The 23,594-nt window shown below is 43.5% G+C and carries 24 protein-coding genes; 21 read left to right on the forward strand and 3 right to left on the reverse strand.

Features of this window, described 5'->3' with window-relative positions:
* Window positions 1-70: 70 nt before the first annotated feature.
* The gene (locus QOS10_RS06015; RefSeq protein ID WP_283594437.1) at window positions 71-1,474 is read right to left on the reverse strand and encodes a C69 family dipeptidase; all 1,404 of its coding nucleotides are present in this window, start codon (window positions 1,472-1,474) and stop codon (window positions 71-73) included.
* Between the two features lie 173 nt (window positions 1,475-1,647).
* Between QOS10_RS06015 and QOS10_RS06020 the strand changes: the two genes are divergently transcribed.
* The 5 genes from QOS10_RS06020 to QOS10_RS06040 all read left to right on the forward strand — a co-directional run bounded on the left by QOS10_RS06020 (window position 1,648) and on the right by QOS10_RS06040 (window position 6,526).
* Window positions 1,648-3,477, forward strand: coding sequence for a monovalent cation:proton antiporter family protein (locus QOS10_RS06020; protein ID WP_283594438.1), 1,830 nt, complete (start codon window positions 1,648-1,650; stop codon window positions 3,475-3,477).
* Window positions 3,478-3,580: 103 nt separating this feature from the next.
* Entirely contained in the window at window positions 3,581-3,766 is a 186-nt protein-coding gene (locus QOS10_RS06025; protein ID WP_057806227.1) for a 2-hydroxymuconate tautomerase, read from the forward strand.
* Between the two features lie 72 nt (window positions 3,767-3,838).
* Window positions 3,839-5,344 (forward strand): glycerol kinase GlpK, encoded by a 1,506-nt coding sequence (gene glpK / locus QOS10_RS06030; RefSeq protein ID WP_283594440.1) that lies wholly within the window; start codon window positions 3,839-3,841, stop codon window positions 5,342-5,344.
* A gap of 24 nt (window positions 5,345-5,368) precedes the next feature.
* Window positions 5,369-5,890, forward strand: a complete 522-nt coding sequence (locus QOS10_RS06035) for a hypothetical protein (RefSeq protein ID WP_283594442.1) — start codon at window positions 5,369-5,371, stop codon at window positions 5,888-5,890.
* Entirely contained in the window at window positions 5,891-6,526 is a 636-nt protein-coding gene (locus QOS10_RS06040; RefSeq protein WP_283594443.1) for an HAD family hydrolase, read from the forward strand. It begins immediately after the preceding gene.
* Between the two features lie 69 nt (window positions 6,527-6,595).
* Here QOS10_RS06040 and QOS10_RS06045 read toward each other — a convergent pair whose 3' ends face one another.
* Both QOS10_RS06045 and QOS10_RS06050 read right to left on the reverse strand, forming a co-directional pair.
* Complete coding sequence (locus tag QOS10_RS06045) at window positions 6,596-6,835, reverse strand: hypothetical protein (RefSeq protein WP_283594444.1); 240 nt, start codon at window positions 6,833-6,835, stop codon at window positions 6,596-6,598.
* Window positions 6,836-6,854: 19 nt separating this feature from the next.
* Window positions 6,855-7,430, reverse strand: a complete 576-nt coding sequence (locus QOS10_RS06050) for a sigma-70 RNA polymerase sigma factor region 4 domain-containing protein (protein ID WP_283594447.1) — start codon at window positions 7,428-7,430, stop codon at window positions 6,855-6,857.
* Between the two features lie 223 nt (window positions 7,431-7,653).
* On the opposite strand from QOS10_RS06050, the gene QOS10_RS06055 reads away from it, so the two are divergent.
* From QOS10_RS06055 to rfbB, 16 genes are all read left to right on the forward strand, one after another.
* Complete coding sequence (locus tag QOS10_RS06055; RefSeq protein ID WP_283594449.1) at window positions 7,654-8,367, forward strand: hypothetical protein; 714 nt, start codon at window positions 7,654-7,656, stop codon at window positions 8,365-8,367.
* An 88-nt stretch (window positions 8,368-8,455) separates the two neighbouring features.
* Window positions 8,456-8,866, forward strand: coding sequence for a winged helix-turn-helix transcriptional regulator (locus QOS10_RS06060; protein WP_283594452.1), 411 nt, complete (start codon window positions 8,456-8,458; stop codon window positions 8,864-8,866).
* 269 nt (window positions 8,867-9,135) lie between these two features.
* Complete coding sequence (locus QOS10_RS06065; protein ID WP_283594453.1) at window positions 9,136-10,131, forward strand: LCP family protein; 996 nt, start codon at window positions 9,136-9,138, stop codon at window positions 10,129-10,131.
* Between the two features lie 12 nt (window positions 10,132-10,143).
* On the forward strand, window positions 10,144-10,935 hold the full coding sequence (locus QOS10_RS06070; protein WP_283594454.1) for a YveK family protein: 792 nt from the start codon (window positions 10,144-10,146) through the stop codon (window positions 10,933-10,935).
* Window positions 10,936-10,950: 15 nt separating this feature from the next.
* Entirely contained in the window at window positions 10,951-11,715 is a 765-nt protein-coding gene (locus tag QOS10_RS06075; protein ID WP_283594455.1) for a CpsD/CapB family tyrosine-protein kinase, read from the forward strand.
* A complete protein-coding gene (locus QOS10_RS06080; RefSeq protein WP_283594457.1) occupies window positions 11,715-12,491 on the forward strand; it encodes a tyrosine-protein phosphatase in 777 nt (258 codons plus the stop codon). Before QOS10_RS06075 ends, QOS10_RS06080 begins: the two co-directional genes overlap by 1 nt.
* 21 nt (window positions 12,492-12,512) lie before the next feature.
* Window positions 12,513-13,166, forward strand: coding sequence for a sugar transferase (locus QOS10_RS06085; RefSeq protein WP_283594458.1), 654 nt, complete (start codon window positions 12,513-12,515; stop codon window positions 13,164-13,166).
* A gap of 18 nt (window positions 13,167-13,184) precedes the next feature.
* Window positions 13,185-14,264: a glycosyltransferase gene (locus tag QOS10_RS06090; RefSeq protein ID WP_283594460.1), complete on the forward strand. Its 1,080-nt coding sequence runs from the start codon at window positions 13,185-13,187 to the stop codon at window positions 14,262-14,264.
* A 27-nt stretch (window positions 14,265-14,291) separates the two neighbouring features.
* Window positions 14,292-15,383 carry a glycosyltransferase family 1 protein gene (locus QOS10_RS06095; protein WP_283594462.1) on the forward strand — a complete coding sequence of 364 codons (1,092 nt, stop codon included), beginning with the start codon at window positions 14,292-14,294 and terminating at the stop codon, window positions 15,381-15,383.
* The gene (locus QOS10_RS06100) at window positions 15,383-16,474 is read left to right on the forward strand and encodes a glycosyltransferase (RefSeq protein WP_283594464.1); all 1,092 of its coding nucleotides are present in this window, start codon (window positions 15,383-15,385) and stop codon (window positions 16,472-16,474) included. The genes QOS10_RS06095 and QOS10_RS06100 overlap by 1 nt, the downstream gene beginning before the upstream one ends.
* Complete coding sequence (locus QOS10_RS06105) at window positions 16,474-17,475, forward strand: DUF6625 family protein (RefSeq protein ID WP_283594466.1); 1,002 nt, start codon at window positions 16,474-16,476, stop codon at window positions 17,473-17,475. The genes QOS10_RS06100 and QOS10_RS06105 overlap by 1 nt, the downstream gene beginning before the upstream one ends.
* 139 nt (window positions 17,476-17,614) lie before the next feature.
* On the forward strand, window positions 17,615-18,760 hold the full coding sequence (locus QOS10_RS06110) for a hypothetical protein (RefSeq protein WP_283594467.1): 1,146 nt from the start codon (window positions 17,615-17,617) through the stop codon (window positions 18,758-18,760).
* A gap of 9 nt (window positions 18,761-18,769) precedes the next feature.
* Window positions 18,770-20,005: an oligosaccharide flippase family protein gene (locus tag QOS10_RS06115; RefSeq protein ID WP_283594469.1), complete on the forward strand. Its 1,236-nt coding sequence runs from the start codon at window positions 18,770-18,772 to the stop codon at window positions 20,003-20,005.
* Between the two features lie 44 nt (window positions 20,006-20,049).
* A complete protein-coding gene (locus tag QOS10_RS06120) occupies window positions 20,050-20,514 on the forward strand; it encodes an acyltransferase (protein WP_283594470.1) in 465 nt (154 codons plus the stop codon).
* A 94-nt stretch (window positions 20,515-20,608) separates the two neighbouring features.
* Window positions 20,609-21,565 carry an IS30 family transposase gene (locus QOS10_RS06125; protein WP_283594471.1) on the forward strand — a complete coding sequence of 319 codons (957 nt, stop codon included), beginning with the start codon at window positions 20,609-20,611 and terminating at the stop codon, window positions 21,563-21,565.
* Window positions 21,566-21,837: 272 nt separating this feature from the next.
* Window positions 21,838-22,878, forward strand: coding sequence for a dTDP-glucose 4,6-dehydratase (gene rfbB / locus QOS10_RS06130; RefSeq protein WP_283594473.1), 1,041 nt, complete (start codon window positions 21,838-21,840; stop codon window positions 22,876-22,878).
* Window positions 22,879-23,594: the final 716 nt, after the last annotated feature.

Below are 23,594 nucleotides of genomic sequence, written 5' to 3' on the forward strand. Positions count from 1 at the left end.
CGCCCTAACGGGCGCTAAAGGGGCCTATCCATCCCATGACTAAAGTCACGGGATTTCCGGCCAAACATCATTAAAGATTTTCGTCGGTCTTGAAGTTCAGTTCGCAGTAGTCGGTCATCTTGGTGATTAGCTCCAGAGCCAACTTTTTGTAGGCGTTCAGGGTGTCGATCGCGTAGCCGTTACTCTGCATGGTCAGGTAGGAGTCCCGGCTCTCACCCCGCATCGTCTTAACGGCCTGGTCAGTCTCGGCAATCATCTTGATCGCGGCACTGTTCCGTTCCTTCTGGACATCCCGCAGGAGCGGCAGGAAGTCGTGCAGGTGACTGTCGACGAGGACGCTGGCGTGCTTGAAGATCCAGTAGGCCGAATTGAGCTGAGCCGGTAGCTTGCCACGCTTGTACGGAGCCGGCACGTCGGTGATCCCGTTGAAGAATGGGACGTAGGTACTCTCGGCCGCAACCCCCATGGCCAGCCAGTGGATATTGGCCCCCGGCCGGTTCATCTGCAGAATGTGGGATTCCTGGGTCTTGGCCAGGCTGATCGGCCGGTACTTGTGACCGGACTTGCCGGTGCCGATCGGGTCAAACTCGGTGCCCTCGTAGTGGTTGCTCAGGTATTGCTGGGCGTCGAAGATCGAGAGCTTGCGGTCCGGCTTCATCAGGAATGGCAGCTCGGTCGATTCCGGCGTCTCGTCCCCGGCCTGCTTCGGGCTGAACATCTGATGGCCGATCCAAACCCGCGGCTCGCTGTAGACGGCATCTGACCGGTCAGCAGTCCCGAAGATCTTGCGGAAGTTGAAGGTCGTCGGGTCCGGGTTCAAGTCGTGTTTCTCGACAAACTTCTGAATGCCCGGGTGGAACATGAAGTTATCCGGATCAGTGAAGTCAATCTCCTGGATGGCCAGCTGGTTGGCAACCACGGCGTATGAGTCGTCCGGGATCCGCTGGGCCACCCAGTAGTGACCAGCCCCAGTTTCAAAGTACCAGGCCTCGTCATTGTCGGCAAAAAGGACCCCGTTCGTTTCGCCGGTCCCGTACTTGGCGATCAGGTTCCCGAGCCGTTGGACCCCTTCACGGGCGGACTTAATATAAGGAAGCACCACGGTGACCATGGCCTCCTCGTTCAGCCCGTGCTCAACCAGCGGATCGTACCCAAGCACCAGCGAGTTAGAGTAGGCACTCTCGGTGGCGCTCATGGCGACGTCGTACTCGTTGATCCCGTCTTCCTCGAACACCCCGGCCTTGTCGGTCCATTCTGGTGTGGCGGTGTAGCGGGCACTGTCCGCCGGCAGGTCGAGCTCCAGCTTGGTCTCCTTGGAAACAAAGTGGGTCGGCATCTCGCCATGCTGGTGAACCACCATGTGCTTCGGCCAGGCCGCCTTGGCGTCTTCGTTCCGGCCGATCATGATGGTACCGTCGATACTGGCGTTTTTACCAATCAAAATACTGGTACATGCTGATAATTTGTTAGCCATATGCGAAACTCCCCTTAAAAGATAAGTTGATAACGTTTACATAATTAAATTATAACGCTTTTTCATCTGAAATTCGATGCTATCAAAGTTTACTATAGAAAATCACTATTTTGCAAGCGGCATGACTGTTATATAATAGGAAACGAATTTTTTGATGAAGGAAGCGAAACATGATGGAACAACTTTCACTCTTGATTGTGATGGTTGCGGCCCTGATCATTCCGTTGGTGATGGCGCGCTTTAAGATCTCCAGCATCCCGACGGCAGTGGCCGAAATTGTGACCGGAATTATTCTCGGCAAAAGTCTTTTCAACATTGTCACGCCGAACGCGACGCTGAATATGATGTCGACGATGGGGGTCATTATGCTGATGTTCCTCTCGGGGATGGAAATCAACTTTGACCTCTTCAGAAAGCAGCCGGGTGCGGCCCCCAATCCGCAGTCGCCGGTCAACCTGGCCGGGCAGGCGTTCGGCCTGGTGATCGCCACCGCGGCCATCCTGGGGATCATCCTCAACCGGATCGGCCTCTTCAGTGACATTTTTCTGGCCACGATCCTCTTCTCGACCGTGGCCCTCGGGGTGGTCATCGCGACCCTGAAGGAAAAGGAGATCCTGGGGCGGCCAGCGGGGCAGACGATCCTGCTGACGGCGGTCCTCGGGGAGGTCGTCCCGATGCTGGCGCTGACGATCTACGCCTCGATTAACGGGGGCAATGCCGGTCGGCTCTGGCTGATCGTTCTCCTCTTCCTGGCGGCGTTCTTCCTGCTAAAACGGTTCAAGCAGCCCTTCATCTGGTTCAACAAGATCTCCAAGGCGACGACCCAGCTGGACATCCGGCTGGCCTTCTTCCTGATGTTCATCCTGGTGACGATCGCCGAGCAGGTCGGGGCCGAGAATATCCTCGGGGCCTTTTTGGCGGGGATGGTCATGAAGCTCCTGGAGCCTACTGAGAACACCCAGGAGAAGCTGACCTCGATCGGTTACGGCTTCTTGATCCCGTTCTTCTTCATCATGACCGGGGTCCGGCTGAACATCAAGCAGCTCTTCGCCAACCCGCGGGCCCTGGCCCTGATTCCCATCCTGGTGGCCTGCTTCATCCTGGCCAAGCTGCCCACGGTCCTGGTCTTCCGGCGGCGGTTCTCTCCGCGGAATTCCTTTGCCGGCGGCTTCCTGACGGTGACAACGATCACCCTGGTTCTGCCCGCCCTGCAGGTGGCCCGCAACCTCCACGCCATCACCAGCACCCAATCGGATGCCTTCGTCCTGGCAGCGGTGATTGTTTGCATCATTGGCCCGATCGTCTTCAACTCCGTCTACAAGCTGGACAAGTCCGACCTGATCAAACAACGGGTCGTAATCCTTGGTGCCAACACGCTTACCGTCCCGATCGCTCAGCAGCTCTCCAAGAACTGGTACGTGATCCGGATGGTCACCGATAACGAGGAGAACTACAAGACCTTCAACAGTGAGGTTAACGACTTAACCTACCTGCCGGAGATTGACGAGACGACCCTGGACAAGGGCAACTTCTTCGATACCGACATTCTGGTGGCCTCCTTCAGGAATGACCGAAAGAACACCCGCTTGGCCCAGTTAGCCAAGAAGCGGGGTGTCAGTCGGGTCATCGCTAGTCAGCAGAACCCCAACGTCGATCACGAGCGGATTGACGAACTGGTGGCCCAGGGCGTCGAAATCTTCAACGCCTTCAATGTCGAGACCAGTGTCCTGCGGTCGATGATTGAGAGTCCATCGATCATTGAACTGCTGAGCGATACCGAGGCCGGCCTGTTCGAAGTGGTTGTTCGCAACCAGCGGTACGCCGGGCAGGAACTCCACACCTTGCCGTTCATCGACAAGATCACGGTCAGCCGGATCTACCGGAACCACAAGCCGATCTCGCCGCACGGGGACACGATCATCGAACTCGGCGACCACATTCTCTTCACCGGGAACCACCTCGATGCCGAGACGGCCCGCAACGAGTTACGGCGGAAGAACTGATCTTAGCGTAGATCCCGTCTTTCGGAGGTAATAACGCGAGAGAAACTATCGTCGAAACGCTTTCTATGGTAGAATTATAAAAAACAACAAGGAGGGCATGACTATGCCATTAGTACACATCGACTTAATCGAAGGCCGTAGCGAGGAACAACTGAAGGGCCTCGTCAAGGACGTTACCGCAGCGATCTCCAAGAACGCCAATGTTCCAGCTGAACGGGTGCACATTGTTCTGAACGAGATGAAGAAGGACCGCTACAGTGTTGGCGGCAAGATGGTTAGTGATAACTAAGCTTCCTAAAAATGGCCACCCGGAAATCTTCCCGGTGGCCTTTTTTCTTGTACAGCGAAAGGATGAACAAGATTGAACGAGCAACAATATATCATGGCAATTGACGAGGGGACGACCAGCTCCCGGGCCATCATCTTCGACCACGACGGCAATAAGGTGGGGATGAGCCAGAAGGAATTCCCCCAGTACTTCCCGCAACCGGGTTGGGTGGAGCATGACGCCACGGAGATCTGGGACAGTGTCCAGTCGGTAATGTCCGACGTGATGATTAAGACCCAGATCAAGCCATACAAGATCGCCGCCATCGGGATCACTAACCAGCGGGAGACGACGGTCATCTGGGATCGGCACACCGGGAAACCGATCTACCACGCGATCGTTTGGCAGTCCAAGCAGACCAGCGCGATCGCTGAGCAGCTGATCCGTGACGGCTATAAGGACATGATCCACGCCAAGACCGGGCTGGTAATCGACTCCTACTTCGCCGCCACCAAGATCAAGTGGATTCTCGATAAGGTGCCCGGCGCCCGGGAGAAGGCCGCCCGTGGGGACCTCCTCTTCGGCACCATCGACACCTGGCTGCTCTGGAAGCTGACCGGGGGCCGGACCCACGCGACCGACGTCACCAACGCCAGCCGGACAATGCTCTTCAATATCCACACTCTCGACTGGGACCAGGACATCCTCGACCTGCTCGATATCCCCCGGGCAATCTTGCCGGAAGTCAAGGAGAGTTCGGCGATCTACGGCTACACCGGTGACTTCACCTTCTACGGGGTCCAGATCCCGATTGCCGGGATTGCTGGAGACCAGCAGGCGGCGCTCTTTGGCCAGGCCGCCTACGACGAGGGCTCGGTCAAGAATACTTACGGGACCGGGTCCTTCATTGTGATGAACACCGGCTTGAAACCAACCCTGTCTGACAACGGGCTCCTGACGACGATCGCCTATGGGCTGGACGGCAAGACCCATTACGCCCTGGAGGGGAGCATCTTCGTGGCCGGATCCGCGGTCCAGTGGCTCCGCGATGGCCTGCAATTCTTCCAGCACGCCAGCGAGTCCGAACAGATGGCGGCGGCGGCCAAGACGACCGGCGGGGTTTATGTTGTGCCGGCCTTTACCGGTCTCGGGGCCCCGTACTGGGATCAGGAAGTCCGTGGGGCGATGTTCGGCCTGACCCGGGGAACCGACCGCGGGGCGATCATCCGGGCGACCCTGGAGGCGATTGCCTACCAAACCCGGGACGTCGTCGACACGATGGTCAAGGATACCCAGTTGCCACTGGCGGCCCTGACGGTAAACGGTGGGGCCTCGCGGAACGACTTCCTGATGCAGTTCCAGGCCGATATCCTGCAGGTACCGATCAAACGGGCCGCCATGGAGGAGACGACGGCGCTGGGCGCTGCCTTCCTGGCCGGGCTGGCCGTCGACTTCTGGGAGGACCAGGACGAGCTGCGTAAGCTCTCCAAGATCGGTGATGAGTTTGCCCCACTGATGTCCAAGGAGGAGGCCGACCGGATCTACGGCGGCTGGCAACAGGCCATCAAAGCTGCCCAATTCTTTAGCCATGGCAAATAAATTTGAAAGTAATAGGTAATTAATATGAACAGACAAGAACAGACAGAAATCATCAATGACCTTGCCGCATTCGTCAAGCAACATCGGGAGGACCAATTCGGCGACCACGAGTCCCTATACATGGAGATGCTGAAGCAGTGGCAGCAGCTGAGCCAGCCCAACATGAAGGGTGCCACCCAGGAGAACCAGGAGCTCTATGACCGCTACTGGGACGCGATGGGGAAGTGGCACCGGCGTTTCGTAAAGGAACAGGATAAGATCGTCGACCCGGAACCGTTTGCGCCGGATCAGTTTGGTGAGTCGCTCCTCCAGGAGAATTATGAGGATCTGATTGAGGAACTAGCGGTGACAATCATCGCCGACCTGGACCGGCCGGCTGCCGCGGATGTCATTGCAATCAACGACTTTGCCCGCTTGCTGAACATCCAGCTGCTGGAGATGCGGGAGCTGTACACGGATGTCTTGAACCCGATCGACTTCATCCTGCTGATGGAGTATTGGCGAATGGTTGACCAAGTTGTTCAAGGAAGGGAAGTCGAAGAATAGATGCAAGGAGCAATCTTAAACGTTAACGGCATCATCACCGACCTCGACCGCTTGCAGTTTGCGGCCTGGCAGAAGGTCGCCATGTACGAGTATGGGATGGGCCTGCCGGGCAAGCTGGCCAAGGACTTCAAGAGTCTGAGCCGTGAGGAAGCCCTCGATAAGGTGTTGGCGCGGTTCAAGGCCAGCGATGCGGATACCGAACGCCAGGAGCTACTGGCCGAGCAGGACAAGTTCTACGGCCAGGTGCTGGCAGACCTCGGTGAGGACGACCTGGTGCCGGGGATCAAGAAGCTGATCATCGCCCTCTACGACCACTACGTCAAGCTGGCCATCAATGATCCCGCGGGTCACGCGGACGAAATCACCAAGCAACTGAAGCTGGACGAATTCGTCGACGTGGCGGGGACCGGCACATACCAGGACCTGGTCAAGCAGCTCGACGTGCCGGCCACCGGTTGCGTGGCCCTGGTCACAAACCAGGAGGACCTGCAAGCTGCCAACGACACCCGGCTGGTAACGATCAGCGTGGGGGCGGCCGACCAGCTGCAGGGGGCCGACTACCAGGTCAGCCAGGTGGGTGACCTGCGTTACCAGATGCTGGAGAAGGTCTGGGAAGACAACCACGAGAATAAGTAAATGGATAGAAGATAGGTAGACAAAAATGGTGCGAACCAACCAATCATCATGGTTGAGCCGCACCATTTTTCATTTATCCAGCCATTCCTGCAGGAAGTCACGAAGCTTAGCCGCGTCCTTCCTGGTCAGGGAATAGGTATTATCGTGCCCGATCCCGTCAAAATCGACGTTTGTCAGCAGGACATCCAACCGCGGTTCGGCCGGGTCCCGGTAGATACTGAGCTCGTTGGCAAAGCCATCGTCGCGGTCCTCACCCCGGTAGCGGGAGTGGAACCATGCCGGCGACGACGTGGTCTGATGTTGATTCACACTATCACCTCAAGGGCGATTATACCATGTCTGGCCAGTCCTTTTGCAGGCGGTGGGCGGTCGCAATCAGCTGCTGCTTCCACTGGTGAACCGCCTGGCGGGAGACTCCGCAGTGCTTGGCGATTGCCGCGTCGCTAGCGAACCGGTCCTGGAGCGCCAGTTGGAGATAGCGCCGTTCCTGCTTTCCCGCATGTTGCCAAAGGGTGTCGAAGAAGGCGGTATTGGCCAGCTGGTCGAAGGGGAGCTGGGCCTGCGGGTCGACCAGGTCCCGACTCACGGGGTTGAGCTCATCCTGATCGAGGGAGTACTGACTTGCCTTGACGCTCTGCTGCTGGTGGCGGAGGATGTCGAGGAGGCGCCAGCGGATCTTCCGGTAGGCGTAGCTCATCAGCCGGCGTTCCTCCATGGGGGTCGTGACCGGCTCTGGATAATCGGCGAAGACCTGGGCAAAGATCAGACAGCCTTCCTGGACCAGGTCTTGGTAGTCGTCACGGGTGACGGCCACCCCGAGTCCTTTGAGCACACCGTGGATTAGGCGGATTCGTTTATCACTATATAGAAATTCAAAACCATCTTGCAAATTTTTAGTTGTCATTGGAAATCACCTGTTTGTGATAGATTCCCAAGCGCGCTTGAGTTGTCTCTAGCTTATTAGACAGCAGCGTGATAAGCGAATAATAAAATAATCACAAACAGGCTGAAAAACGCTTGACGTAAGGCAAAAAGTCCGGTATCGTATTGTTTTGAGTAAACGCTTACAAAAAATGACCGGGATTAGCGCTATTTTGAAATTTGACCCGCGAAAGGGACTACGATCCATGACGAAATGTAAAACAATCGACCTGACCAGGCCGGCAGAGCTGCAATTTGATGAAGAGACTGCAAGCTTTCAGCCGAGTTGGAAGAACACGATCCTGATGACGGCGTATGGGAAGGAGCGGACCCTCGTTCTAGCCAGGGATGGGCGGTGCCTGCTCCTGCCGCAGCCACTGCAGAAGGTCCTGGACCAGTTTGCCAGTGATAACGGCATCGCAGACTATGAGCGGCAGGCACTGTATGATTGGATCGGTGTCCATAAGGGGCGCGGCTACATTGCCGGCAATAACCGCCTCGTCCCTACCCATGGTACGACCAATCCCGCGGTCGTCTACTACATGGCCTATTACCTCTACCACACGTATGAGGCAGGGGGCCGGGTGATTGCCTCGTTCCATGGACGCAAGAAACGCAACTTCCAGGTCATAATCGATACTGGGTATAAGACCTTTGTGCGGCTGCTGCAGGCCGCTGACGATGCGGCCAAGCTCCAGCTGGACATCCTGGCCTGGCAGATGCACAGCTACGGCGTCAAAAAGGTCCATAAGCGCCAGAGTGTCCGCTTCTATGACATGTGCAGTACCAAACGGCTGATGTGCCAGGATCTCCGCAAGCGCTGGATGCTGGAGTTTTGCCACCAGGTGATCCCCGACTACTGCACCCCCGAGGAGTGTAAGGAGATCGAAGAACGCGTCCGGCGTTACATTGAAAAGTAAATTTTGGACAAAAAACGTGCAATAGTCTAATTATCAAGTATAATGGAGATGAGTAATGGGAAACGGTACAGATAGGAGTGATACATCAATGACAGATCGTAAATTGCATAGTGGAATTGATTACTCATTAAGCATCCTGCAGGAGAAGCGGCAGCCGACTCTGGTATTCTGGCTGGGCTTTCGGCCACTGACGCTGGATGAGCTGCACCAGTTGGTTCCCAAGTTATCTAGTGACGAGTTGCGGGCTGAGCTGGCCCGCCTGCAGAACCTGCGGATCGCCAACCCGGTTAAGGACACTGAGAACTGCTATTCCTTGACCGAGGACGGAAGTGACTTTCGCCAGTTGCTGATTTCTCTGAGTGTCTGGGGGAAGCAGCAGATGAACGACAACGAAGACAAGAGTTCTCCGCTGGTCGTTGAACCAGAAGCTGATGCTAAGCTGAGTGAGCTGGTCAAGTACAGTGAGCTCCTGCGTGAGTACATTAACTATGATGAATAAATTGCAAAACAACCATTGGCTGAACTGATTTTCAGCCAATGGTTGTTTTTTTGCATTGAATGGTAAAAAATTGATGATTGGTGTCAGGAATTAACGCGGCGAGCGTATAATACGAATTTGGACAACATTTAAACCGAAAATGTGAAGTTTTAATGACGACCGCCCCTTGACAAGTAATGTTATTTTTACCATACTTAGTCATTGAAACTTAAAAGATTCTTTAACTTATGTATTGTGGAGAGAATCACAAATAATAGGAGACCTTACTTATGTCTGATGAAAATAGCGAATACGCACAGCGTGAACGGATGGAATCGAACAACAATGAGGTTCATCGTCACCACCGCCATCATCGTCGTCACCGTGGTTGGCGGATTTTTTGGTCGGTAGTCGGGATCCTGGTCCTGATCGCCATCTTCTTTGCGGGAGTGGCCTGGCATAACCTCAAGTCCACGACTAATAACATGTACAACAGTGCCGGCATCACCAAGACCAGGGATGCCAACAAGGTGCTTGCCCAGAAGCGGCCAGTATCCATCCTCCTGCTGGGGACCGATACCGGGGCTCTGGACCGGGACTACAAGGGGCGGACCGATACGATGATGATCATGACGTTGAACCCGCAGAAGAAGACGACCACGATCGTCAGCCTGCCGCGGGACATGAAGGTCGACTTGCCGGACTACCCGGATGACTCACCGGCCAAGATTAATGCCGCCTACACCTATGGCGGGGTTAAGGAGAGTGTCAAGACTGTCCAGAAGCACTTTAACATCCCGATCGATTACTACGTCCTGGTCAACATGGGTGGCCTTGAGAAGGCCATCAACCAGGTTGGTGGGGTCGATGTGACGTCGCCGTTGACCTTCGATTACGGTTCTCATTTTGAGAAAGGTAGAACTTATCACTTGAATGGTACGACGGCTCTTCAGTTTACTCGGATGCGCTACGATGATCCGCAAGGTGACTATGGCCGACAGCAACGACAACGGTTAGTCATTGTTGCTCTGCTGAAGAAGTCTATCTCCTACAAGACGGTGCTGAATCAGCGTTTTCTGCGGACTATTTCGGACAGCTCCCAGACTGATCTGACCTTTAATAACATGGTCACCCTGGCGAAGAACTATCGGGGTACTAACGCTAAAATCGTTCAAGACCACGCACAAGGTCACGGAGCTGAAGAGGGCGGTCAAGACTACGAAATCGTCCCAACCAGTGAGCAACAACGGATCACGAACCTATTGCAAAACAGTTTGAAAAATTAAGGAGTTAGAGTGTTGAATAATTCAGTAGAAGAATCGAGTAACACGATTGATTTAAGCCGCTTGATGGCGATCCTGCGCAAGCATTTTAAACTGCTGATCGTCTGGACCTTGCTTGCTGGAGTGCTGGGCTTTGTCGTGGCCCAATTCGTGGTGGTGCCGAAGTATACCGCGACAACTGAAATCTTAGTTAATCAGAAGCATACTAGCAATAATAACGGTCAAGCTTACAATAATCAGCAAGCTGATATCCAAATGATTAATACCTACAAAGATTTGATCATGAACCAGGTAATATTAAATAAAGTTAGCAATGAGTTAAATAGTACTAAAACGGCTCAAGAATACGGTCGTTCCTATAACATTTCAGTTGCTGATCTGAAAGATGCTATTAGTATTAGCACTCAGCAGAATTCGCAGGTGTTCTCAGTAGCTGTTAAAACAGATGATCCAAATCTTTCTGCCGCTACGGCTAATACAATTGCCCTGGTTTTCAAAAGACAAATCAAGAAAATCATGTCAGTCAATAACGTAACCATCGTCTCACAAGCAAGTCAGCCAGATACGCCATCTTTTCCAAACGTCAAACTTTTCACCTTGGTTGGAGCCCTGCTAGGTTTATTTCTCAGTACTATTTACCTAGTCATCAAGGAACTGATGGATACAACCGTTAAGAATGACGACTTTATGACTAAAGAATTAGGATTAACTAACCTTGGTCATATTGACCACTTCCACTTGAATCATAACTTCCAAGCCCAACAGACGCGGCTGGAAAATGATGAACAGGCCGAACGTCGGGTTTAGAAGGAGGAGAGTAGGATGCCACTTTTTCATCATGGAAATAAAAATCAATCGAACGCAACAATCCATAATGGTGCCCAATTAATTACAGCGGTTCACCCCAAGAGTCCAATCTCCGAGCAATTTCGGACGCTACGGACCAATATTAACTTCATGGCAATTGATCATCCAATCAAAACCTTGGCGTTAACTTCGGCGAATGTGTCTGAAGGAAAGTCAACGGTAACGGATAATTTGGCGGTTGTCTGGGCGCAAACTGGGCAAAAGGTCTTGTTGGTTGATGCAGATTTACGAAGATCTACCCTGCACCGTACTTTTAATCTTGATAATCGGAAGGGCTTAACGACAGTTTTGACGAGCCGTGCGCAAACAATTGACCTTAATAAAATTATTCAGCTAAGTGGAATTGATAACCTGTCGCTCTTGCCGAGTGGACCGACACCACCAAATCCTGCGGAATTACTAAGCTCACAACGGATGAAAGACTTTTTAAAGGCAGCTAGAGAACGTTACGACATGGTAATTGTTGATGTACCGCCAATGTTGGAAGTTACGGATACCCAGGTTATTTCTCATAACTTGGACGCTGTTGTCTTGGTAGTAAAACAAGGCCAGACGCAGAAATTAGGAGCAAAGCGTGCGGTCGAACTTCTGAAGATGGCGCATGCTAATTTGCTGGGCTACGTTATGAATGATGTAACTAGTGATAGTGATGCAGGCTATGGATACGGTTATGGCTATGGATATGGATATGGCTATGACAATGATGGGGATGACAAGTAATGGTCATGGTTGATTTACATTGTCATCTCTTGCCGGGGATTGATGATGGTTCTAAGAGCATGGAAGTTTCGCTCCGCTTAGCACGGGAGGCAACAGAGAATGGGATAACTCATGCGCTGTTGACCCCACACCACATGAATGGCCGGTATGTCAATCATAAGCAGGACGTGATTAGGCGAACAAAAGAGTTTCAAGAGCAGATCAATACTCATAATATCCCGTTGACTGTTTTCCCTGGTCAGGAAGTACGGATTAATGGGCAGTTATTGGAAGCACTGGATAAGGATGATATCCTATTTGCGGATACTGGAAATAGATATATGATGCTAGAATTTCCAGATGATGATGTTCCCTATTACACTAATCAAATGATTTTTGATTTGCAACAGCGAGGAATTATTCCGGTAATTGTTCATCCAGAACGAAATACCAAGATCATGACGCAGCCTAGCCTGATTTATCAAATGCTTGAGAAAGGTTGCCTATCACAGATTACAGCAAGTTCGTATGTCGGGACATTTGGTAAGAAAGTAGAAATTTTTAGTCGTCAATTAATTGAGGCAGGGCAAGGATACGTCTTTGCTTCGGATGCTCATGATTTACCGGGACGAAAGTACGAAATGAGACAAGCGTTTAAAAAATTGCAACATGAGTTTGGTGGTACCTTAACAAAGCAGTACCAGCAAAATGCTTGTTCCATTATTAATGGCGAGAATATACCACTGAATGATTTGAAGACAATTAGAACGAAGAAAAAGCATTTTTGGCTGTTTTAGTTGCTGGGGAGGAAGAAAAGCATGATGGCTGAAGAACGAATCTTAATTAACCATCAAAAGATAAAGTCGAGGAAAGGTTACCGTTTTGTAAAACGGTTTTTCGACATTATCTTATCAGTAGGAGGGTTGATTGCTCTTAGTCCGGTAATGGTGGTAATTGCTTATAAGGTTAAGAAGGAAGATGAGGGTCCAGTATTTTACAAACAAGTTCGTGTTGGTAAGGACGGTCGACATTTTGAAATGTATAAATTTCGTTCAATGGTTCCGAATGCTGACCAATTACTAACGAGATTGAAGGACCAAAATGAAGTCGATGGAGCAATGTTTAAGATGAAACATGATCCGCGAATTACAAAAATCGGTCATTTTATTCGAAAGCATAGTCTAGATGAATTACCACAGTTGATCAACGTTTTAAAGGGAGATATGAGTCTTGTTGGGCCTCGTCCACCGCTACCGTCAGAAGTTAAACAATATACCCATTACGATAAGCAACGACTGTACGTCACTCCTGGTTGTACAGGGCTTTGGCAAGTTACAGAACGGAATAATGTGGGCTTTAATGAGATGGTTACTCTAGACCTTGAATATATTAAGCATGCTAGTGTGAAATACGATTTTTGGATAATTTGGAAAACAATTTTAATAATTATTAAACCAAACGGTTCATATTAATTCTTGAGGAAGTATTAAATGACAAAAAAACGCGTTCTATTTTTTGTAGAGGCAATGGGTGGTGGTGTTTTTACATATATCACGAACCTCGCTAATGGCTTGTCAAAAGAATTCGATGTTTATGTTGCATATGCAATTCGTCCACAGACGCCCCAAAATTATGAAGAATATTTCAATGAAAATGTACATTTAATTAAAGTGAAAAACTTTAAACGAAAAATTTCGTTTAAAGATATAAAAGCTTTTTTTGAAATGAAAAAAATATGTAAAATGGTAAGGCCCGATATAATTCATCTACATTCTTCAAAAGCTGGTATTCTAGGTAGATGGGCATTTAACGGCAAAAAGATCCCAGTATTCTATACGCCACATGGATATAGTTTCTTAATGACTAATATTAGTCCTAAAAAGGTAAAATTTTATCGAACTTTAGAGAAAATATCTGCTCGCAGAAATTGTACTACAATATCGTGCAGCTATGGTGAAAATGAAGAAACAAAAAAATTTACCAATAAAGCATTGTATGTAGACAATGGTATTAATATGGAAAAAATTGATTCCATAGTTGAACATACCTCAAAATTGAAAAATAGAAAACCAATTATTTTTACTATTGGGAGAATTTCTATTCAAAAAGATCCTGTTTTATTTAATAAAATTGCTGAACATTTTAAGACATTAAAGTTTGTATGGATTGGTGATGGAAAGCTTCGGGATAAACTAACTTCTCCTAATATTAAGATTATGGGATGGAAAACTGAAAAAGAAGCTCTACAATTGGCAAATAATTATGATGTTTTTCTGTTACCTTCCAAATGGGAAGGCTTGCCCATGTCATTACTTGAAGCAATGTATCTTGAGAAAGTATGTGTCGCTTCAAATGTTATTGGTAATAATAATGTAATTACTAATAACGTAAATGGCTTTTTATGTAATAATTTAGATGATTATATTCATGTAATTTCTGGATTAATTATTAATGGAGTTTCAGATGATTTATTAAAAACTGCTAAGAAAGATGTTGTTAAACACTATAATTCTAATACAATGGCAGAAAATTACGCAGCTATCTATAGGAAAGCATTGGATCAAAAATAGTGCCTTCCTTTTTGTTTAGGGGTTAAAATGAAAACAAAAATATTACATGTACAACTTACAAAGAATTTTGGTGGAATAGAATCATTATTAACAAATGTCTATGCAAATATTGATCGAACTAAATATCAGTTTGATTTTATAGCAACAGCTAAAGAGCCATATCAAGAAAAATTAAAAAGGCTTGGAGGAAGAATCTATTTGGCTCCTTCGATAAAACATTTGGTTCCTTACGTTAAATTCTTTAACCATATTTTGGATAACAACTATGATGTAGTGCATTTCCATAAAAATTCAGCTGCTAATGTAATTCCAATATTACTTACTAAATATCATCCAAGTCATCCTAAAATAATTGTTCATTCTCATAACACATCGCCTAGTGTAAATAACGTAGGACTCATGTTTCTTCATAAATTAAATCGTTCTATTTTAATCAAAATTGCTGATAAAGAAGTTGCATGCGCAAATGTAGCAGCAAAATGGATGTTTGGAACAAGTAAAGATGTTCAAATAATTAATAATGGTATTGATATAGACAAATTTACTTTCTCTTCTGCGGCCAGGGAATCAATTAGAAGAAAACTGAATATTCCTTTTAATGATCTTGTTTTGGGGAATGTAGGGCGCTTCAGTGAACAGAAAAATCAGTCATTCTTAATAGATATTTTCAAGGAAGTTGAAAAAGAGAATCCTAATTCTAGATTAATATTAGTCGGTGATGGCCATTTACTTAAAAATATTAAGGAAAAAGTTAATAGTTTGGGGCTAGGTTCAAAGGTTATCTTCACAGGTAAGGAAAAAAATATTCCAGATTACTTATCAGCTATGGATATATTTGTTATGCCTTCATTGTATGAAGGTTTACCTATATCTGCCGTAGAAGCTCAGGCTGAGGGGTTAGGAGTATATTTATCTGATGCAATAAGTAAAGAAGTAGTTTTGACTAATAATACAAAAATGTTTTCATTAAATGATGAACCTAACGTAATTGCAAGACAACTTCTTAACTACATAAAATCTAATAACCGTGAAGATGGAGCGAAAACTGTAAAAGAATATTATAGTTTAGAGAAAACCGTAAAAGATTTTACTAATTTATATCAAGGGATTTTACAATAATGAATAAAATTAAAGTATTACATTTTGTTTCTGGTTTAGGAAATGATGGTGTAACACAGGTCATAAAAAACTATACTAGTAAATTAAACCAGCACTATAATATCGAAAATATTGTAGTATATCAACACCATGCTAAGGCTGATAAAGTATTAGAACTACAGCAAATAGGTGATAAGCTTTATGAAATTCCTTATAAATCTGATCATCCTTTTGCTAATTTACTTGAAACCTATAAAATAATCAAAAAAGAGCAACCAGATATTGTACATGCACATATGAGCTTATTGAGTTTTTATCCTTTGTCTGTAGCGTGGCTGCTAAGAGTTAAGGTACGCATTGCACATGCACATATTGCACAGGATAATATAAATCCGCATATGGCAAAAGTGTTTAAAAAATTAAATTATATTTTTGCTAATCATTATATTGCATGTGGCCAATCCGCAGGTAAATATTTATTTGGTAAAAGACACTTTGATATCATGTATAATGCTATTGACCAAAGTAAATATAAATTTGATCTAAAAAAGAGAAAATTACTTCGCGAAAAATTAAAAATTAGTGATAATACAGTAATTATTGGCACACTAGGAAGATTGACAAAACAAAAGAACCAAGGCTTCTTGATCGATATTTTTAATCAATATCATCATGATAATCCAAATTCAAAATTAATAATTGTTGGTGTCGGAGAATTAGAAGATAAACTTTATCAAAAAATAAAAAGTATTCATCAAGAAGAAAATATAATCATCGTTCCTGGGACGAATGATCCAGAAAGCTATTATAGTGCATTTGACTTTTTTGTATTGCCTTCATTATATGAAGGATTACCGGTTTCGGCTATTGAGGCTCAGGCAAGTGGTATCAATATGATTTTATCAAATAATATTGATAGAGATGTTCAATACAATTCTAATGTTACTTTTTTGCCAGTTGATAAGGGAGCAGCTCCATGGGTATTTGCAATTAATGATTTCAATATGGTTGATAGGGAAAATGTTTCTAGTAAAAATAAATATAATATTGAAAAGCAGTATCCTAGAATTTTTGAATTATATTCAAAATTATTGATTAAGAAGGGAAAATAATGAATAAAAACATAGGATTATTTTTACCATATTTTGGATCATTTCCAAATTATTTCGAATTGTGGATACGTAGTGTAGCCATGAATCCAGAAATTCAATTCATCTTGATCACTGATCAAGATGTAAAAACTAAGTTGCCTTCAAATTTACATCTTGTGAAAAGAGAATTTAAGGATATTCAATCCTTAATAAGGAAAAAATTTAATGACTTAAATATATCTATTGATAATCCTTATAAACTTTGTGACTTTAGACCTGCTTATGGCTATGTTTTTGAGGATTTAATAGATAAGTATAATTTGGATTATTGGGGCTTTTGTGATCCAGACGTAATTTGGGGAAAAATCTCTACATTCCTTAAAGAAAGAGGATTCGATAAAAACAACTATGATAAAGTAGGGTATTTGGGACATTTTCAACTTTTTTCAGCTAATCAAAAATTTTTATTTAAAAATATTGTTGATGACGAAAAATTTCGTAATTATAAATATGTTTTTACTCATAAGTATGCATACCATTTTGATGAAGAGATCGGTATTGGGGTAATTGCTAAAAAAAGAGGATTAAATATTTTAGATTTTGAAGATAATCCACCCTATGCTGATATTCTTATTAATTCTTATCAATTCTTTACTTATAAAAATGCCTTAGAATATTCTTTACCGCGTTATTTTGTCTGGAACAAAAAAGACGGATTAATTCAAGTTACATACAAGAATGGAATTTATAGAATGACACCCAAAATGTATGTTCATTTGCAGAAACGAAATATGAAAATTAGTTTAGGAAAAACGAGCAATAATTTTTACATTATTCCTAATAAAATAATTTCTAAGCAACAATTTGATGAACTAAATTTAGAAGATGCACTAAAATATAAATTTTATTTTGCTTACTATAAGGGGAAGTTAAAGAAACTTATAAATAAGTTTTCGTTAGGGCAAATTAAGCATACATATTATTTTAAACAGTTATTGAACAATTACTATAATGAAAGGTAATAGAATGGTTCCTACATCTATAAAAAACATTCAGAGATATTTATTATGCTTGTTATTATTAGTCACAAGTATAGTGATTTTTTTAAATAATAGTGGCCTTGCTAACTATAATTCCATTAATATTTGGATCGCATTTATAATGAATGTAGCAATTGTGGGATTTAGTTTTTATTTCAATGGAATAGATTTTATTACGTTTTTCTTAACTTGTGCAAATACATTATTATTTCCAATACTGATTCAGTATTTTACTGGGGCATCATATGGTGATTTGTCTTTAAATCTTGTTAGTTTGCACATGCCACAATTATTAAATTACAATTATATATATTGTTCGGTATTTCTTTTCTTATCGGTAATTTTTAATTACAAAAGAAACGAATACGAATTAATAAAGCTTAAATTTAAAAAAAGAAAAGAGTTTACAGTAGCTATTAATAATTTAATAGCTATTATGTTTACTTTTGTCGCTTTTCCAAGGTTGAGTTTCGCAAGTAGTGCTAATGAACGGTTTGCTATGTTGTTACCAGGTCATGCATGGAATCAACTAGTTATAGTAGCTTTGATTTTTAATTTGCCATATTTACGAACAAAATTTACTGTTAAATTAACATATTTGTTTGTTATTTGTTGGTTCTTAATAAATGGTGAACGTGCTGATGTTACTGGTTTAGTTTTTGGGATGATTCTTTATCTTTTAATAAAGAATAGTGGTCAAACAAAATTTAAAACAATAATTCGCAATGTTTTTATTTTTATATTACTATTTTTGTTTTTAGTATTACTTAATACAATAGCTACTGTACGTAGTGGACAGTCTGTTACATTAGTCGAAGAAATCAAAGGGCTATTAACTACACCTACTACTACAGATGTGGGATATCTTTATAATGTTGCAATTGATTATGTTCAATCATTTGGGATTCTGCATGGTCAATTGTTTAAGGCTAATATTATCTCTGCAATTCCTTTTACATCACCATTAGGATTTAATGCTATTACTGAAGCTGTTAAATATGCTAATCCAGGTGGAGAACCTCTTTTGGCAATGCCTATTATGGATTATGGGACTTGGGGCTTATTTTTAATTGCTACACTAGATTTTATTTTCTTTAGATTATTTGTACAATATAAAAATACGTTTTTTAAATATGAATTAGTCCTTTTACTGTGTTCTGTACCAAGGATGGTTTGGTATGGTAGAAGTTACGCATATAGTAGTATTTTGTTTTTTGTACCATTAGTTTTTATCATAGATTATATAGTTGATAAATATAGTAAGTAGAGTAAAATAATGAAATTAAAAATAAATAAGTCGGCTAATAACATAACAATGCTTTATATTATGAATATAGCACAAGTGATTTTACCACTAATAACATTACCATATTTAGCCCGTATTTTTACTGTATCAAATTATGGTGTTGTAAGTTATGTTAAGTCTGTTATGGTTTATGCTAATTTGGTTATGCAATTTGGCTTTTTATTGTCTGGAACTCGAGAAATTGTTGAAGCAAAGGGTGATCTGAAAAAAATTGGAAGAATAGTTGGAAAAATTACGCAAGCAAAATTATTATTGTCTGTAATTGCATTTTTAATACTTTTGATGATGATTTCAACTATTCCGATACTACGTCAGCATGCTTTATTTACAATGTTAATGTTTTGTCCCCTTTTTTTAGATACCTTTATATTTGAATATTTATTTCGTGGACTAGAGAAAATGAACATTGTAACAATGAGATACTTGATTTCTAAAAGTATATCTGTGGTGCTCACGTTTATTTTTATAAAAAATAATGCTGATTTAAATATATTACCAGTTTTAGATATTTTAGGGTCCTTTGTAGCTATAGCTTGGGTTAATTTTGAATTAAAAAAGTTAAAAATAAAAATCAAATTTGATAATTTAAAAAATGTTATTAATGCATTACGTGAATCAAGTGTATATTTTTTGTCTGATATGTCTGGAACAGCTTTTAACGCATTAAATACGGTTTGTGTGGGGATATTTTTATCAGCACGTGATGTGGCTTTTTGGGGATTAATAATGCAATTTATTGGTGCTGTACAAAGCTTATACTATCCGATTCAAGATGGTATATATCCTGAAATGGTTAAAAAAAGGGATTTACAATTATTTAATAAAGTATTATTAGTATTTATTCCGCTTGTAATATTAGGATGTTGTATCACATATTTTGGGGCGCCAATAATCTTGACAATCATTGGTGGTCCAAAATATAAGCCTGCTGCTTATTTAATGCGATTATCCGTGCCATTACTCTTTATTTTATTCTTAACAATTTTACATGGATGGCCCTTGTTAGGACCAATTGGAAAAATTAAAGAGGTAACATTTTCAACAGTAATAGGATCGATTATTCAAGTTATTGGATTAGTTACTTTAATTTTATGTCATTTTATGACATTGTTTTGGATAATGTTACTTATGACTTTAAGTCAAATGGTAATTTTAATAATCCGATTGACTTACTTTTATAAATATAGGAACTTATACGAAAAATAAATTGATCTAAGGAGATAAAAATGTTTTTTTTGCATCGAATAAATATGACGTTGAAAAGATTAATTCAGATAGGCTATTATAAGTTAATCTTTGGCAAAAGGATAATATTTAATCGAGGTTTTAGGTCCAGGGGAAACTTTTCACTATTTGTAACAGGTAAATCAAAAATTGTTTTCGGTGAAAACGTTTTTGTAAATAATAATTTTTCTATTTCAGCTACTAAATCAGTAACGATTGGTGATAATTGCATTTTGGGTGAAAATGTTAAAATATACGATCAAAATCATATATTTAATGATATGGATAAACCAATATCACAGCAGGGATTTACTTCAAAAGAAATTTCTATAGGTAGTAATTGTTGGATTGCAAGTAATGTAACGATATTAAAAGGTGTAACAATAGGCGATAATGTTATTATTGGAGCAAATTGTTTGATTTATAAAGATATACCTTCAAATTGTGTTGTTACATTAAAAGAAGATCTAAACATTATTGAAAGAAGTTAATTACTCGCGGTTTGTAAAATTAAGTTAGAAAAATAAAAAGCCATTTGTGGTAGACCTTTTGAATACCCATACATCAAAAGAAAGGACACCACAAATGACCTACCATCATCTTACCATAGACGAACTAACGATGATCGCTAATTTTCGTGACCAAGGAGTAAAAGCCTACCGGGCCGCCAAACTTTTGCACCGGAGCTTAGAAACCGTCTACCGAGTTTATCGCTTTCTGGCCGCCGGCCACACGCTCCAAGAATATTACCAACACTATCGTGAAAACAAGGCTCATTGCGGTCGGAAGGCTATTCAATTGCCCACTGATGAGGTTTATATCAAAGCCAAAGTGGCTCAAGGCTGGACGCCAGACACAATTATGGGCCGCGCTGAACGGCCACTCAGCTGTAGTATGCGGACGCTTTACCGCCTTTTCGAGCGGGGCAATTTTGATGTGCAGACCTTGCCGATGAAAGGCAAGCGTCGCCCCAATGGTTACGTAGAACGGCGGGGGAAGGCCGGTCGACTTGGCCAAAGCATTCACCAACGGGCTATCGACTTTCCCAACTTTAACCGTGAATTCGGCCACCTTGAAGCCGACACCGTCCAGGGCAAAGGACATCAGGGCGCCGTTATGACCTTGGTAGAACGGACTTCCAAAGTCGAAGTGATTCTTAACGTCCATAGTAAGACGGCCACCAGTGTGATCCAGCACTTACAGGAATGGTTGGCAAAGTTTCCACCCCACTTCTTCAAGTCGATTACCTTCGACAATGGGAAGGAGTTCGCTGACTGGCGAGCAATTGCCAACCAATTTGACCTCCAGACCTACTTTGCCGAGGTGGGGGCACCTAACCAACGGGGGTTAAACGAGAACAACAACGGCCTTCTGCGGCGCGATGGGCTCCACAACGGCCGCGATCTCCGCCACCTAGCTGATGAAGAGGTTGGTCAAATAATGAGTTACCGGAACAACATTCCTCGCAAGTCATTGGGCTATCAAACACCTTACGAGGTATTCATGAAGTATGTCACTGATGAGCAACTACTTTTTTTCTAACTTAAATTGACATTTCGGGACTATTAACTTATTGTTTCAACATAAATATTTAATGTAGTATAAACTTTCTGAATGATAAAACTAATAAGAATATGATAAAAGAGTTCTTTATGTGTTAAAGATGCACAATGGTCTTAAATATTTGATTAATTATAATGCAAAGTAATTAAGATAATAAAGTTATTTTAGTTGCTTGAAGATATTTGTTAAATTGATAGGGTACGGTATCACTCATTTATACTGAATATTTCTTATTTGAGGTGTAAGTAAATATGGACGCATTTAAGAACATTATCGTAACTGGTGGCTGTGGCTTCATCGGTTCTAATTTTGTTCACTTTTTAGTCAATAGCCACCCCGAAGTTGAACATGTTACCGTTCTGGATAAGCTGACCTATGCCGGAAATCCAGCCAATATCGCTGGTATACCGAAAGATAAGGTTGAGTTGGTTGTTGGTGACATCTGTGACAAGAAACTGGTTGACAAGCTGGTCAGCCAGACTGATGCAGTGGTCCATTACGCTGCCGAGAGTCACAACGATAACTCGCTAATTGACCCAGCGCCATTTATCAAGACTAACATCGAGGGGACATTTACTCTGATTCAGGCTTGTCGGAAGTACAATGTTCGTTACCACCATATCTCTACAGATGAAGTTTATGGGGACTTGCCATTGCGAAAAGACCTGCCGAGCCACGGCGAGGGGATTGGCGAGAAGTTCACGCCAGATTCACCATACCGGCCGTCTAGTCCGTATTCCTCATCTAAAGCTAGCTCTGACCTGCTTGTTCGGGCCTGGGTGCGCTCTTTTGGCTTACGGGCAACGATTTCTAACTGCTCCAACAACTATGGCCCTTACCAACACATCGAAAAATTTATTCCGCGTCAGATTACAAATATTCTAAGTGGGATTCGGCCCAAACTTTATGGGTCTGGCAAGAACGTCCGTGATTGGATCCACACTAGCGATCACTCACGGGCCGTTTGGGATATTCTGACCAAGGGGAAGATCGGCGAGACTTACCTGATCGGTGCCAACGGTGAGAAAAATAACAAGGAAGTCCTAGAAATGATCCTAGAACTGATGGGTCAACCTAAGGATGCCTACGACCACGTCAAGGATCGGCCGGGTCACGACTTGCGCTACGCTATCGACGCAACTAAGCTACGTAACGACCTGAGTTGGGAACCAGAGTACACTGACTTCAAGACCGGCCTTCAGTGCACCATCGACTGGTATACTAACCACGAAGATTGGTGGAAGGATGAGAAGGCAGCTGTAGAAGCTAAGTATGCCAAGAACGGTCAATAAAAAAGAAAGATTCATAATTCTTGAAAGAAAGTTAGTTGGAAAATTGCTTATGATGGTATAATGCTAACTGACATAGTTATTTCCGAAAGCAGTAATATTAAATGGGCTTAATATAGTTTTGTTTAGTGTCACTGCTTTTGTTATAGGAAAATTGCAGGAATTAGCATTGTACCTTGAACAGTATGGTAGAACTTTACTATACTATAAGTGTGGTTTGGTTATAGTATTTTTAAGCGGATTATCAGCGCCAGTATTTGCTATTATTACGTAATCAAATCTTTCTCTTAATTTTACCTGAGGAACATTCTTTTTATCGCTTAAGAATGTTCCCCTTTTTTATGGGTATCTGTCAACTGTAAGCAGTCAATAACGATACGTATTGAAAACAAATGAAAGGGCGTGAGCCGCGGTTTCTTGCGGTTCACGCCCCTTCTCTAGTTATGACATACTTGTTGTACTTCTTCTGCCCATGGTAAAAAAGCCTCAATGTCGCTCCTTTTCTGGTTGGGGAGTCGATCTGTAGAGGGCGGCTGTAAAATGTAAGAAATCGGCGGTTTAAAATTGTCGGTTTTCCTGCATTTTTTGTATACTCACTTTATTAATCTTTTGAGGAAGTGATGAGTATGCGAAAAGACGTTTACGAAAGGATGAGATATTTTGTGTTAGAAAAGATAAAACCAAATTATTCTGCCATTGCACGGCAATATGGTGTTGAT

The sequence above is a fragment of the Limosilactobacillus galli genome (assembly GCF_947381495.1).
GTDB classification, from domain to species: Bacteria; Bacillota; Bacilli; order Lactobacillales; family Lactobacillaceae; genus Limosilactobacillus; species Limosilactobacillus galli.

Bases quoted from the DNA above. Each gene is read 5' to 3' on its own strand.
- QOS10_RS06050 (WP_283594447.1), bottom strand. From the start codon at position 7,430: ATGACAACTAAAAATTTGCAAGATGGTTTTGAATTTCTATATAGTGAT.
- QOS10_RS06085 (WP_283594458.1), top strand. From the start codon at position 12,513: ATGATGGCTGAAGAACGAATCTTAATTAACCATCAAAAGATAAAGTCG.
- QOS10_RS06120 (WP_283594470.1), top strand. From the start codon at position 20,050: ATGACGTTGAAAAGATTAATTCAGATAGGCTATTATAAGTTAATCTTT.
- QOS10_RS06025 (WP_057806227.1), top strand. From the start codon at position 3,581: ATGCCATTAGTACACATCGACTTAATCGAAGGCCGTAGCGAGGAACAA.
- QOS10_RS06055 (WP_283594449.1), top strand. From the start codon at position 7,654: ATGACGAAATGTAAAACAATCGACCTGACCAGGCCGGCAGAGCTGCAA.
- QOS10_RS06040 (WP_283594443.1), top strand. From the start codon at position 5,891: ATGCAAGGAGCAATCTTAAACGTTAACGGCATCATCACCGACCTCGAC.
- QOS10_RS06075 (WP_283594455.1), top strand. From the start codon at position 10,951: ATGCCACTTTTTCATCATGGAAATAAAAATCAATCGAACGCAACAATC.
- QOS10_RS06080 (WP_283594457.1), top strand. From the start codon at position 11,715: ATGGTCATGGTTGATTTACATTGTCATCTCTTGCCGGGGATTGATGAT.
- QOS10_RS06125 (WP_283594471.1), top strand. From the start codon at position 20,609: ATGACCTACCATCATCTTACCATAGACGAACTAACGATGATCGCTAAT.
- QOS10_RS06090 (WP_283594460.1), top strand. From the start codon at position 13,185: ATGACAAAAAAACGCGTTCTATTTTTTGTAGAGGCAATGGGTGGTGGT.
- QOS10_RS06035 (WP_283594442.1), top strand. From the start codon at position 5,369: ATGAACAGACAAGAACAGACAGAAATCATCAATGACCTTGCCGCATTC.
- QOS10_RS06115 (WP_283594469.1), top strand. From the start codon at position 18,770: ATGAAATTAAAAATAAATAAGTCGGCTAATAACATAACAATGCTTTAT.
- rfbB (WP_283594473.1), top strand. From the start codon at position 21,838: ATGGACGCATTTAAGAACATTATCGTAACTGGTGGCTGTGGCTTCATC.
- QOS10_RS06065 (WP_283594453.1), top strand. From the start codon at position 9,136: ATGTCTGATGAAAATAGCGAATACGCACAGCGTGAACGGATGGAATCG.
- QOS10_RS06110 (WP_283594467.1), top strand. From the start codon at position 17,615: ATGAATGTAGCAATTGTGGGATTTAGTTTTTATTTCAATGGAATAGAT.
- QOS10_RS06100 (WP_283594464.1), top strand. From the start codon at position 15,383: ATGAATAAAATTAAAGTATTACATTTTGTTTCTGGTTTAGGAAATGAT.
- QOS10_RS06105 (WP_283594466.1), top strand. From the start codon at position 16,474: ATGAATAAAAACATAGGATTATTTTTACCATATTTTGGATCATTTCCA.
- QOS10_RS06095 (WP_283594462.1), top strand. From the start codon at position 14,292: ATGAAAACAAAAATATTACATGTACAACTTACAAAGAATTTTGGTGGA.
- QOS10_RS06060 (WP_283594452.1), top strand. From the start codon at position 8,456: ATGACAGATCGTAAATTGCATAGTGGAATTGATTACTCATTAAGCATC.
- QOS10_RS06020 (WP_283594438.1), top strand. From the start codon at position 1,648: ATGGAACAACTTTCACTCTTGATTGTGATGGTTGCGGCCCTGATCATT.
- QOS10_RS06015 (WP_283594437.1), bottom strand. From the start codon at position 1,474: ATGGCTAACAAATTATCAGCATGTACCAGTATTTTGATTGGTAAAAAC.